This is a genomic window from Hymenobacter sp. IS2118, assembly GCF_000715495.1.
Classification (GTDB): Bacteria; Bacteroidota; Bacteroidia; order Cytophagales; family Hymenobacteraceae; genus Hymenobacter.
Genome location: NZ_JNLX01000140.1, coordinates 1 through 12,435, shown reverse-complemented (window position 1 = coordinate 12,435; position 12,435 = coordinate 1). Strand labels below are relative to the sequence as shown.

The 12,435-nt window shown below is 58.3% G+C and carries 9 protein-coding genes and 1 pseudogene; 5 read left to right on the top strand and 5 right to left on the bottom strand.

Going from position 1 to position 12,435, the window contains the following annotated elements:
• The 4 genes and pseudogenes from GM79_RS24940 to GM79_RS13375 form a co-directional block, all read right to left on the bottom strand.
• A pseudogene (locus tag GM79_RS24940) lies at positions 1–705 on the bottom strand (IS5 family transposase); the annotation flags it as partial.
• A 114-nt stretch (positions 706–819) separates the two neighbouring features.
• Positions 820–2,973, bottom strand: coding sequence for a S9 family peptidase (locus GM79_RS13385; RefSeq protein WP_081867755.1), 2,154 nt, complete (start codon positions 2,971–2,973; stop codon positions 820–822).
• Positions 2,974–3,112: 139 nt separating this feature from the next.
• Positions 3,113–5,722, bottom strand: coding sequence for an ATP-dependent Clp protease ATP-binding subunit (locus tag GM79_RS13380; protein ID WP_035564685.1), 2,610 nt, complete (start codon positions 5,720–5,722; stop codon positions 3,113–3,115).
• Positions 5,723–5,922: 200 nt separating this feature from the next.
• Entirely contained in the window at positions 5,923–6,591 is a 669-nt protein-coding gene (locus GM79_RS13375) for a WbqC family protein (protein ID WP_051718878.1), read from the bottom strand.
• A gap of 89 nt (positions 6,592–6,680) precedes the next feature.
• Here GM79_RS13375 and GM79_RS23140 point away from each other — a divergent pair, with 89 nt between their 5' ends.
• Positions 6,681–7,562, top strand: a complete 882-nt coding sequence (locus tag GM79_RS23140; RefSeq protein ID WP_051718877.1) for a hypothetical protein — start codon at positions 6,681–6,683, stop codon at positions 7,560–7,562.
• Complete coding sequence (locus tag GM79_RS13360; protein ID WP_081867754.1) at positions 7,559–8,497, top strand: lysophospholipid acyltransferase family protein; 939 nt, start codon at positions 7,559–7,561, stop codon at positions 8,495–8,497. The genes GM79_RS23140 and GM79_RS13360 overlap by 4 nt, the downstream gene beginning before the upstream one ends.
• A 291-nt stretch (positions 8,498–8,788) precedes the next feature.
• Here GM79_RS13360 and GM79_RS13355 read toward each other — a convergent pair whose 3' ends face one another.
• On the bottom strand, positions 8,789–9,421 hold the full coding sequence (locus GM79_RS13355) for an L-threonylcarbamoyladenylate synthase (protein ID WP_035564680.1): 633 nt from the start codon (positions 9,419–9,421) through the stop codon (positions 8,789–8,791).
• 206 nt (positions 9,422–9,627) lie between these two features.
• On the opposite strand from GM79_RS13355, the gene mltG reads away from it, so the two are divergent.
• The 3 genes from mltG (at position 9,628) to GM79_RS13340 (ending at position 12,428) form a co-directional block, all read left to right on the top strand.
• Complete coding sequence (gene mltG / locus GM79_RS13350) at positions 9,628–10,710, top strand: endolytic transglycosylase MltG (protein ID WP_051718876.1); 1,083 nt, start codon at positions 9,628–9,630, stop codon at positions 10,708–10,710.
• 115 nt (positions 10,711–10,825) lie between these two features.
• On the top strand, positions 10,826–11,317 hold the full coding sequence (locus GM79_RS13345; protein WP_035564677.1) for an acyl-CoA thioesterase: 492 nt from the start codon (positions 10,826–10,828) through the stop codon (positions 11,315–11,317).
• A 49-nt stretch (positions 11,318–11,366) separates the two neighbouring features.
• Positions 11,367–12,428 carry a transposase gene (locus GM79_RS13340; protein WP_035562095.1) on the top strand — a complete coding sequence of 354 codons (1,062 nt, stop codon included), beginning with the start codon at positions 11,367–11,369 and terminating at the stop codon, positions 12,426–12,428.
• Positions 12,429–12,435: the final 7 nt, after the last annotated feature.

The following is a 12,435-nucleotide window of genomic DNA, read 5'->3' as shown; positions in this document are numbered from 1 at the left end:
AGGAAACGATGGTCTTCTCGTAGCGGGTGGCCAAGCGGCGATACTGCTTCATGCGTCCGAAAAAGCGTTCGATTTTGTTGCGGTCGCGGTAGGCATTCTCGTCCAGGGGCAGCGGTTGGGTGCGGTTGGGGTGGCTGGGGATGACGGCTTGAATACCGCGTTGAGCGCAATAGGCGCGGGTTTGGTCGCTGTCGTAGGCCGTGTCGGCCACTACCTGGCCCACGTCGAGGCCGTCGAGCAGGGGCAGCGCCTGCGGGCTGTCGCCGGCCTGGCCGGGGGTGGCGAGCAGGCGCACCGCGTTGCCCAGCGACTCGACGCAGGCGTGAATTTTGGTGCTCATCCCGCCCCGGCTGCGGCCGAGGCACTCGGTCTGAGCGTCGCTTTTTTTTGGCCCGCCGCGTGCTGGTGCGCCCGCACGATGGTCGAGTCGAGCAGCACCCAGTCCAGCTCCGGCGCTTGGACGACCTGGAAAAGGCGGCGCCAGACGCCTTTTTCGGCCAGCCGGCGGAAGCGTTTGCGGGCCGTGTCGGACTTGCCGAAGCGTTCGGGCAGGTCGGCCCACGGGCAGCCGGTGCGCATTATCCACACCACAGCGTTGAAAAACAGCCGGTTATCGACGGCCGTCGCCCCGCCATCGGCGGCCTTGCCGGAGAGGTGCGGGGCAACCAGGGCCCAGGTAGCATCAGAAATTTCGTGACGGCGCATGCTGAAAAGTAAATAAGCAGTAAACATATAGCTGATTTCTTATTGTCCTCACGCCCTAGCGTTAATTCCTCGCCCAGTACGATGTTTCGTGGAGAAGTAATGATGGCAGAAACGCTACAGGTTTTTGCCGAGTAGTTGCAGCATAAAAGCGTATTGCCGCGCTGTGTCGTTGATGGACTTGAAACGGCCCGACGCGCCGCCGTGGCCGGCGCTCATGTCGGTGTGCAGCAGCAGCTGATTCTTGTCGGTTTTCAAGGCGCGCAGCTTGGCCACCCATTTGGCGGGTTCGTAGTACTGCACCTGCGAATCGTGTAAGCCGGTAGTGACGAGAACGTTGGGGTAGGCCTGCTCCGTTACGTTGTCGTAGGGCGAGTACGAAAGCATGTAGTTGAAGTAGTCTTCGTCGGCCGGGTTGCCCCACTGGTCGTATTCGCTGGTGGTGAGCGGAATGCTGGGGTCCGACATCGTGGTGACCACATCCACGAAGGGCACGGCCGCGATCACGCCTTTGTAAAGGTCGGGCCGCATATTCATCACCGCGCCCATGAGCAGGCCCCCGGCGCTGCCGCCCATAGCGAATAGCTTTTCGGGGGATGTGTACTGTTGTTGCTGCTGCTTGCTTTTGTCGGTGGCTACTTTGGCGTCGCGCTTTTTGGTGAGGTACAGCGAGCAGTCGATAAAGTCGTTGAAACTGTTGATTTTATTCAGCATCCGGCCATTCTCAAACCACTGGCGGCCCATTTCCTGCCCGCCCCGAATATTGCACAGCGCGTAAACAAAGCCGCGGTTGAGCAAGCTCAGGCGGGCCGCGCTGAAGGTAGGGTCTTGCGAGAAACCGTAGGAGCCGTACGCGTACTGCAAAAGTGGCGCGCTGCCGTCCAGCTTTGTGCCCTTCTTGTACACGATGGACATGGGAATGAAGACGTTATCGCGCGACTTTACAAATATCCGCTCCGTTACGTAGTCGCGTTTGTTAAAGCCGCCCTGCACGGGCTGCTCCTTCAGCAGCGTTCCGGTGCGCGTGCTCATGTCGTACTCAAACGTGGATGCCGGCGTGGTCAGCGACGTATAGTTGTAGCGCAGCAGGGGCGTGTCCATTTCCGCGTTCACGCCCACGGTGGCGGTGTAGGCCGGCTCGTCGAAAGACAGGTAATGCTCCTGCTTATCTTTAAGACTGACTACCCGCAATTGGCGCAGGCCGCCCTTGCGCTCATTCAGCACGAGGTATTCCCGAAACAGTTCGAAGTTGTCGAGGAAAATTTCCGGGTGCCGGGTGATGGCATCGCGCCACATGGCTTTGGACGTGTTGGCCACGGGCGTCACCATCATGCGATAGTTGGGCGCCTGCCAGTTGCTGCGCACGTAGAATTTATCGTCCAGATGCTCTACGGTGTAAAGGTGGTCCTTCTCCCGCCGCAAAAACGTTTTGAACGGGGCCGTTGGCGTGGCGGCGTCGAGGTAGCGGTACTCCGAAGACAGCGAGCTGGTGAGCACAATGCCAATGAATTTCTTCGACTTGGAACGAGTCACGGCCAGGTTAAATGTGTTGTCGCGTTCCTCATGAATCAGCACATCGCCCTTGGGGTCGGTGCCGATGGTGTGGCGGTATACTTGGTAGGGTAGCAGCGTGGTCACATCCTTTTTGGTGTAGAACACCGTCTTGTTGTCGGCGGCCCACACCACTTCGCCGCCGGTGTTGGCAATGCGCTCGGGAAAGAGCGTGCCCGTGGCCAGGTTCTTGAAACGGAGCGTGTACAGGCGCCGGCTCACGGTGTCGGCGGTGTAGGCCAGCAGCTGGTTGTTGTCGCTCACGGCCCAGTCGCCGATTTGGAAATAGGGCCGGCCTGTGCTCAGCTCATCGGCATTGAGGAATATTTCTTCGTTTCCGACCGAGCTGCCCAGCTTCCGGCAATACACCGGAAACTCGCCTCCGAACTCAAAGCGCGAGTAGTACAGGTAGCCATTGTCGCGGTAAGGCACCGTGGCGTCTTCCTGCTTGATACGGGCTTTTATTTCGGCCACCAGCTTCTGTTGCAGCGTTTTGGTGCCGGCCAACTGCTTGTCGCAATACGTGTTTTCGGCGGTGAGGTAACTCAACACCGCAGGGTCCGTGGGCTGGTTGAGCCAGTAGTAATTATCAGTTCGGGTGATGCCGAAATTGGTAAACACCTTGGGCTTGATGGCCGCAACCGGTGCCGATTGTGCCAGCGCTACGCTGGTGAGGGCCGCGCCAGCACCTGTGAGGGCGGCTCTTTGCAAGAAATTCATAAAGGGCCTGGGGTTTTTTGTAAGCGCGGCAACGGAATGTAGAAACGGCTAGCAAGTTAACAGGGATGCAACAAAAAAACCGACTCCCTTTCGGAAACCGGTTTTTTAGTTTTGCACAAGTTATGTTAGGTGCTGCGCGTTACTTCTTCGCGTCCGCATCGGGCGATTCCGGCTTGTCAGCAGGACGCTCATCACTGGTGAGGTTCTGAATTTCGCCGCTTTTGCTGACGGCAAAGGTCAGCTCCTCGGCACCTTCGGCGTAATCGGCCGTAATGATGTCGCCCTGTATCACCTGCGCCTTGAGGATTTCCTCCGCAATCGGGTCTTCGATGTACTTCTGGATGGCACGGTTCAGCGGACGGGCGCCGTACTTGGGGTCGTAGCCTTTCTCCGACACAAAATCCTTGGCAGCTTCCGTCAGTTCGACTCGGTAGCCCAGCGCCTGCACCCGCGAGAGGAGCTTGGCCAGGCTGATGTCGATGATTTTGTGGATGTCCTTTTTGTCTAGCGAGTTGAAGACGATGACGTCATCCAAGCGGTTAAGGAATTCGGGCGAGAACGTCTTTTTCAGGGCGTTGGTGATGGTGCCCTTGGTCAGCTCGTCCATGTTGGCCTCACGGGCTTTGGTGCCGAATCCGATGCCCGCGCCGAAGTCCTGCAAGTCACGCGCTCCAATGTTGGAGGTCATGATGATGATGGTGTTGCGGAAGTCCACCTTGCGGCCCAGGCCGTCGGTCAGAATGCCGTCGTCCAACACCTGCAGCAGCAAGTTGTACACGTCCGGGTGCGCCTTCTCAATTTCGTCGAGCAGGATAACCGAGTACGGCTTGCGGCGGATTTTCTCCGTCAGCTGGCCGCCTTCTTCGTAGCCCACGTAGCCAGGAGGCGCGCCCACCAGGCGCGACACGCTGAACTTCTCCATGTACTCCGACATATCCACGCGTACCAGCGCGTCTTCCTTGTCGAAGAGGTAGGAGGCCAGCACCTTGGCCAACTCGGTCTTGCCCACGCCCGTCGGGCCCAGGAACACGAACGAACCAATGGGCTTCTTGGGGTCTTTCAGGCCCACGCGGGTGCGCTGGATGGCCTTCACAAGCTGCTTAATGGCTTTATCCTGGCCAATTACTTTGCCCTGCAGCTCCTCGTTCATGTTGAGGAGTTTCTGGCTTTCATTCTGGGCCACGCGCGAAACGGGGATGCCGGTCATCATGGCGATTACCTCGGCCACGTTCTCCTCTTTCACCGTGTAGCGCTTCTTCTTGGTTTCCTCTTCCCAGCTCTTTTTAGCCGTTTCGAGTTGGTCCAAGAGCTTCTTCTCGGTGTCGCGAAGCTTGGCGGCTTCCTCGTACTTCTGCGATTTCACCACGCGGTTTTTCTCGCCCTTGATGTTCTCAATCTGCTCTTCGAGCGTGAGAATATCTTCGGGCACTACGATGTTGTTGATGTGCACACGGGCACCGGCCTCGTCGAGAATATCGATGGCTTTGTCCGGCAGGAAACGGTCGCTCATGTAGCGGTCGCTCAGCATCACGCACTGCTCAATGGCCTTGTCGGTGTACACCACGTGGTGGTGGTCCTGGTACTTGTCCTTGATGTTGTGCAGGATTTCGATGGTTTCCTCGGGCGTGGTGGGGTCCACCATCACCATTTGGAAACGACGGGCCAAGGCGCCGTCCTTCTCAATGTACTGGCGGTATTCGTCCAGCGTGGTGGCGCCGATGCATTGAATCTCGCCCCGCGCCAAGGCAGGCTTAAACATATTGGAAGCATCGAGCGAGCCCGAAGCACCGCCGGCGCCCACAATGGTGTGCAGCTCGTCGATGAACAGAATCACGTCGGGCGACTTCTCCAGCTCGTTCATCACGGCCTTCATGCGCTCCTCAAACTGGCCGCGGTACTTGGTGCCAGCCACCAGCGAAGCCAAATCCAGGGTCACAACGCGCTTGTTGAACAGCACGCGGCTCACCTTTTTCTGGATGATGCGCAGGGCGAGGCCTTCGGCGATGGCCGTTTTGCCCACGCCAGGCTCACCAATTAGAATGGGGTTGTTCTTTTTGCGGCGGCTTAGGATTTGAGCTACACGCTCAATCTCCTTTTCGCGGCCCACAATGGGGTCCAGCTTGTCGTCCTCGGCCATTTTGGTGAGGTCGCGGCCGAAATTGTCGAGCACCGGAGTGCGCGATTTTTCGCCGGGCTTTTTGGTGGTACCAGCGCTGCCGGCACTGCCACGCCCACCGGGGCCGGAGGAGCCAAAGAGCTTGTCGTTGTCGTCGTCGTCGGTATCGGGGCCGGCTTTGGGGCTCGGCGAGGCATTGCCGTGGTAATCCAGCGAGTCGCGCACAGTTTCGTAGTTCACGTTAAACTTGGAGAGAATTTGAGAAGAAATATTGTCTTCGTCCCGCAGGATAGACAACAGCAGGTGTTCGGTGCCGATGATTTCGGATTTGAAGATTTTAGCCTCCAAATAGGTTATTTTCAACACCTTCTCGGTCTGCTTGGTGAGCGGAATCGAGCCGGTGATGCTGGTGCCCTGCGTCGCGGTGTTGCGCGTGGCCTGCTCCAACGAGAACTTTAGTTCGTCGATGCTCACGCCCAGCTTGCGCAACAGGCCGAGGGCCGTGCCCTCCGCCTCGCGAATCATACCGAGCAGCAGGTGCTCGGTGCCAATGTAGTCGTGTCCAAGCCGGATGGCCTCTTCCCGACTGAGGGAAATAACCTCTTTAACGCGGTTTGAGAATTTAGCTTCCATGCCAATAAACGTAGTGAAAAATCAAATAGCCCCGCGTCGGGCGAATACACGAAGTACGGGTTGGGCCGATGTGGCTTGAAAACAAGCAGTCTCGGGCGAAGGTTCGGGCAAGGTGTGGTAAGCTTTAGCTTGCCGTGGGACCAATGCCGTTCGAAAAGGGTCGAACTGGCGTCGTGTCGGACGGCAAGCTAAAGCTTACCTCACATTAAAAAAAACTGCCGGGCGGCCGGGCCCTGCGAGAACAGCAGGTCCAGCACGCTCAGCCCTGGCTCAAAACCTGGGCCAAATACCTGGGGGTACGGCCGGACCAGGGTAGAAGCTGCCGGACTGTCAGTTTCCGGTGCTTGGGAAATAGTTTTGGGTGTCAGCCAGTCGCGCCGGTCGAGGATGGGATGGAAAGGTGGGCGGGTAGGAGAGAGGGCGTTGTTCGGGTACTCGGCGTGGTACTCGGTGGTGAGGTGCAGCGGTAGAGTGATGCGAAAACAGCGCAACATGAGTTGCAAAAACTGTGAATTCAGCTCGAAAAGCAAGTTAGGTTTACCTACGTAAATGTCATGCAAGTAGTCGGCGTAGTACTCAAAATACGGGCTGTTGCCGTAGGCGGTTTGCAGCGTGCGCCAGTGCCGGTGAATCCAGTTCTGTCGGTAATCAATCTCAATGGCTGAAATACTGACTTTTTCGGCCCGGTTGCCATCAATAACCGGGATGGTGAGTGGCTGCACGCCCTGTGCCGTGCGAATGAGGCAGCGGTTGCGGTAGGTCTGTTTGCGGTAGTGCTCATGGGCTTCCAGCAGGATGCCATCGGCCCGGAGCAGCTCGGCGAAAAGGGCAGCGGGCGGGTGATACTGAATTTCAGTGAGTAGAATCACGGATTTTTAAGGATTTGGCGGGTGGCACGGAATTTAGGTAAAGAACGGGCCCTGAGTGGTGCCGCTTTTCAGCTTGCTACTTTTACGTCATGCGTTTCTTCCTCTCAATTGCTGCCTTCGTGTTTTTTTGGGCTACTGCGGCGGTGGCCCAGGCCGGCCCCCCGCCCATAACGCTGGACGTAGCCCGTTTCCGTAACCTGAACAAAGTGGAAAAAGGGGCGGAGGTCGAAATCTACGTGACCATCTCCACGCAGTTCCTCACCTATCGGCAACGGGCGCCCCGGGCTTTCCAATCAGCAGCTACCGTTACCCTGGAAGTGCTGAAAGCTGATGGTAAACCCGCTTACCGCGAAGTTGTTGTCCTCAAGCCGCCGGTGCTTAGCGATACGTCTATTGCCATCAAAAACCCGCAGAGCTTTCTGAAGAGAATTCTGCTGCCCGATGGCAAATACACCGTGCGTGGCACCGTGCGCGACCAATACCGCAGCGGCGAAGGCCAAACCACCGTCGAAAAGCCTTTGGTGCTGGAGGCCCCAGCCACTGCTTTCCTGGCCGATATCGTGCTGCTGGCCCAGCCGGCCGTGCGCAGCGGCGGAACCGATAATTTTTCGCGGGGCGGCTACCGGCTCACCCGCACCCCCGGCAATGTTTACAGCCGGGGTACCGAAAATATCTTTTTCTACACCGAGCTGCACAATGCTCCCGCCGGGCAGCCCGTGCGCGTGCACTACCATCTCACCACGCCCGACGGGTCGGCCGCCGATGCCGATGCCACCCTCACGCCCGACAGCGGGCGGCCAACCACCGTGGTAGGCCAGCTGCCCCTGGGGCCGCTGCCCGATGGGCCGTTTACGCTGTTTATTGAGGTGTATGGAGGGGCCGGTACCAAAACCCTGCTGGCCGGCCACCGGGTAATTGGCGAGCGCAGCATTGCAGAATACGCACCGGCTGGTGCCACTACGCCCCGATGAGAAAGCGCACCATTTCGGGCAATACCGCCCAGCGGGCCGCGCCGCGTCTGCCTTACCCGTGGCAATATGAGCCCCTGCGGTGGCTGCTTCTTGGGCTGGCCCGCCTGCCCTACAGTGTTCTGTACGTCATTGCCGAAGGCTTCTACTTCTTACTGGCCTACGTGGTGCGCTACCGCTGGCGCGTGGTGCAGCAGAACCTGCGCAAGTCCTTTCCGGAGAAATCGGCGGTGGAGACTGACCGCATCGGGAAAGCCTTTTACCGGCACTTTGCCCAAGTGATGGTGGAGACGATAAAGCTGGCCCACATGTCGGATGCTGAGCTGAAGCGGCGCGTTTATTTTCCCAATCCGGAGGTGTTGGAACGCCACTTCCAGGCTGGGCGTATGGCGCTGGCGCTTTCGTCGCACGCCGGCAACTGGGAATGGGTACTCACCTCCGGCGCGGTCTGGCTTTCGGCCGAGGTCGATGGCGTGTACAAGCCGCTGAGCAACCCGTTTTTTGAGAGTTTTATGCACGAGCTGCGCACTCGGACCGGCGCCGGGCTGATTCCCATGCGCGACACTTTGCGCGACATGGTGCAGCGCCGGGGCGAGCCGCGCGTCGTAAGCCTGCTTTCGGACCAGGCCGCCGGGCCGGAAGACCGGCCGTACTGGACCACCTTTATGAACCAGGATTCCGGCTTCTACACCAGTGCCGACCGCCTTGCGGCCCGGTTCAAATGCCCGGTTGTGTACGTCAGCATCAAGCGGCTGCGGCGCGGCTATTACAAAATCGAACTCACCGAACTCTACGACGGCAATACGCCGCTGCCCGCCAATGCGTTTCCCATCACGGATGCCTTTGTGCGCCACTTGGAGGCCGATATTCGGACCGCGCCCGAACAGTACCTCTGGACGCACCGCCGCTGGAAACACCAGAGAAGGGTTGAGGCTTAGGTGTTGAAAGTAGTACGCCCCTAATCGCTGGCGCGCGTCTCCGACGCGTTGCCCCCTGGTTTCGCGTCTCTAACGCACGGGCCCAACAAGACCACAAGGACGGTGCGAACGGCGGCGTTTGGAAACGCCAAGCCAGGAGGCCGCGCGTCGGAGACGGGCGCCAGCGGCTGAGTGCGTAAGTCCTGAGTAGACTGAGCGCAATCTGGCTGCCGCCACAACAAAAAAAGCCAACCTGAGCAGGTTGGCTTTTTTTATGGGCAGAATTAACTCAACAGCCAACTCTTAATCCTTCTACAAATACTGTTCGATGTCGCCGGCGCCCTGGCGGATTAGCTCGAAGTCATCGTTGGTGCAGTCGATGATGGTGCTGGGGACGTTGCCGCCGAAGCCGCCATCGATAACGAGGTCGACCAGGAGGCGGTATTTTTCGAAAATCAGGTCCGGGTCGGTTACGTACTCGTCGATGGTGTTTTCATCTTCCCGCACCGAAGTGCTCACGATGGGATTGCCCAATTCTTTCACCAGCTGTAGAATAATCTGGTTGTCGGGCACCCGGATGCCGACCGTTTTGCGCTTGGTGCCGCCGAAACGGGGCGCATTGGAGCTGGCTTCAAAAATAAACGTGAAAGGCCCGGGCAGGGCTTTTTTGATGACCTTGTAGGTGGAGGTAGTGATGCCGTGGGCGTAGTCCGAAATGTGCGACAGGTCGTGGCAGATGAAGCTCAGGTTGGCCTTTTCGGGGAACAGCTTCTTGATGCGGCACACTTTTTCAACGGCCTTGGCATTGGTCACGTCGCAGCCGATACCATATACGGTATCGGTCGGATAAATGATGACGCCGCCTTTGCGCAACACCTCAACGGCTTGCTGAATACGGCTGTGGGGCGGGTTTGAGGGGTGAATGCGGAGGAGGGTGGCGGGCATAGAAAGTGGGGAGAGATTGAAAAAGTGACGGCGGGCGAGGACCGGATTGGGTGGCCTGACACGGCAGTTGAGTGCCGGCCGTGGCCAAAGGCGCGGGCAAGGTACTACGGCCGGCCGAAACGAAGCAACTAACGCGCGACTTACGCGGCGCGGTGGCCGCCCTTCGTACTTTTGAGGCCGCTTCCCCGATTCTCTCATTGCCTCCCATGTCCCAGCCTGCCAAAAAGTCGGTTCTCGAACGCCGCGACCAAGCCCTGAAACGTCGTCGGCGCTGGGCTACCGTAAGTGTGATTTTTACGCTTGCGCTGGTCTGTTTCTCCTATTATTTCTACCAGGTGTTTTTCACCGCCAACATTGAAACCAAGGGCAAGCCGACGTACGTCGTCATTCAGCGCGGCGACGATTGGAAAGCGGCCCTGAAAACCATCGACGCCACCGGCGTGGTGGTCGACAAGCTGTCGCTGCATTTCGTGGCCAAGCTGATGAAGTACCCCGAGCATGTGAAGCCCGGCCGCTACGAGCTGAAGGAAGGCTACACCAACCGCCAGCTCATCAACGTATTGAAAGCGGGTTTGCAGTCGCCGCTCAAGCTCACGTTTACCAATGTGCGGCTGCGGGGCGAGCTAGCCACCAAGCTATCGAGCCAGATTGATGCCCGACCCGGCCAAATTGACTCCCTGCTCAGCAGCCCGGCCTACACCCAAAGTCTGGGTTTTGATACCACGACCGTGCTCAGCATGTTCATCCCCAATACCTACGAGCTGTATTGGAATACTTCGGCGCCCAACCTGATGCAGCGGATGAAGAAGGAATACGAGAAGTTCTGGACGCCCACCCGCGACGCCCAGCGCGAAAAGCTCGACCTCACCCGCGCCCAGGTGAGCACGCTGGCCAGCATTGTGGAAGCCGAGCAGCAGCAGCACGCCGACGAGCGGCCCCGCATTGCCGGCGTGTACCTCAACCGCCTCAAAAAGGGCATGAAGCTCCAGGCCGACCCCACCGTGGTGTACGCCAACCGCGACTTCGGCATCAAGCGCGTGCTGAACGTGCACCTGAAAAAAGACTCGCCCTACAACACGTATATGTACGCCGGCCTGCCGCCCGGCCCCATCAACCTGCCCAGCATCGCCAGCATCGACGCGGTGCTCAAGCCCGAGAGCAACAACTACCTGTATTTCTGCGCTAAGGAAGATTTCAGCGGCTACCACGCCTTCGCCACCAACGAAACCGGCCACCTGCTGAATGCCCGCCGCTACCAGGCCGCGCTGAATCGGGCAGGAATTCGGTAATGTGAAAGATGTGCTGCATTGGAGATGTGAAAATGAAAACTTAGTTTTCGTTACACTTAATTTTCTTACACATTCTGCACATTTTCACTTCCTCCACACCTCCACATTGTAAAAAATGTATACTTCCGACATCCAAATCCGGGTCCGCTACGCTGAGACCGACCAGATGGGCTACGTCTACCACGGCAACTACGCGGCATATTTTGAGGTGGCCCGCACCGAAGCCTTCCGCAAGCTGGGCATCAACTACAAGGACTTGGAGGCCGACGGCGTGGGCATGCCGGTGGGCGAGCTGCGCACCCGCTTCCGCCGCCCCGCCCGCTACGACGACCTGCTCACGGTGCGCCTACTGCTGCGTCAGCCGCCCGAAGGCACCCGCGTGCTGTTCGAGTATGAGATTTATAATGAGGCCGGCGACCTGCTCACCGAAGGCCACACGCTGATGGTGTTCGTGAAAACCACCACCGGCCGCCCCGTCACCATGCCCGAAACCATTCAGGAGCGGCTGGCGCCGTATTTTAGCGACGACGAGCTGGATAGCCCCGTGCTGCCCACGCCCGGCGCCATTCCGCCGGATGCGCCCGCTCCGGCCGCTTTTAGTAAATAATTAGTAACTGATGTTACGCAGTATTTTTCCGTTCTAACTACCGTTTTCGATGGCCTGCACCCTGGATTTGTACACGGATTATCTCATCAGCTCGACGGGCCAAACTTCGGCTACGGGCCTCTCACGCCTGTTCGATGGGCAGCTTAGTCACGACCAGGTGACGCGCTGGCTCAGCAGCGTACACTTGGATTCACGCCAGGTCTGGGGCCATGCCAAACCGCTGATTCGGCAAACCGAGCGGACGTTGGAAGCAGCCGATTTTGCTGTTCTTATCGTCGATGATTCTATTTTGGAGAAGGCCCACACCGATGCCAATGCCCTGCTCTGTACCCATTACGACCATAGCCTGGGGCGGTACGTGAAGGGGCTCAATTTCGTGAGCCTGCTCTATGTGGCCGGTTCGCTCGCCGTGCCGATTGCCGTGGAGCTGGTGGAGAAAACGCAGGCCGTAACCGACCCTAAAACCCAGAAAGTGAGTCAGAAAAGCCCGCTGACGAAAAACGAGATGCTCCGCGCCATGTTGCGCGTGGCCCAAGAGCAAGTGGCCTACGGCTACCTGCTGGCCGACAGCTGGTATGCCTCGGCTGAGAACATGAACCAGGTGCGCGCGTTGGGCCACGACTTTATTTTTGCCCTGCCCACCTCGCGCACCGTGGCCCTGAGCGAAGTGGGGCGCGGCAATGGGGAATTCCAGGCCCTTGATACGCTGGCTTTCCCGGATGGGCAGCCCTTGCGCGTCTGGCTACGGAGCGTCGTGGAGGCGGTGCTCGTGGTCCGGCAAGTCTTTACAAATAAGGACGGTTCGCAGGGCGTGTTATATCTGGTGAGCAGCGATACGAATTTGACCGGGGAACAAGTGACGGTAATCTACCAGAAAAGGTGGAAAATCGAGGAGTACCACAAATCGCTCAAGCAAAACACGTCGATGGGCAAGTCGCCTACGAAAACCATCGATACGCAGGCCAATCATTTCTTTTCTTCCATCCTGGCCTACATCAAGTTAGAGAAGATAACCCGACAATTAGGCATTGGTCATTTTCGCCTCAAAGCCCAACTTTATTTGCGCGGACTCAAAGCCATGCACTACGCGTTAACCAAAATGGCTGCGTAACATCAGT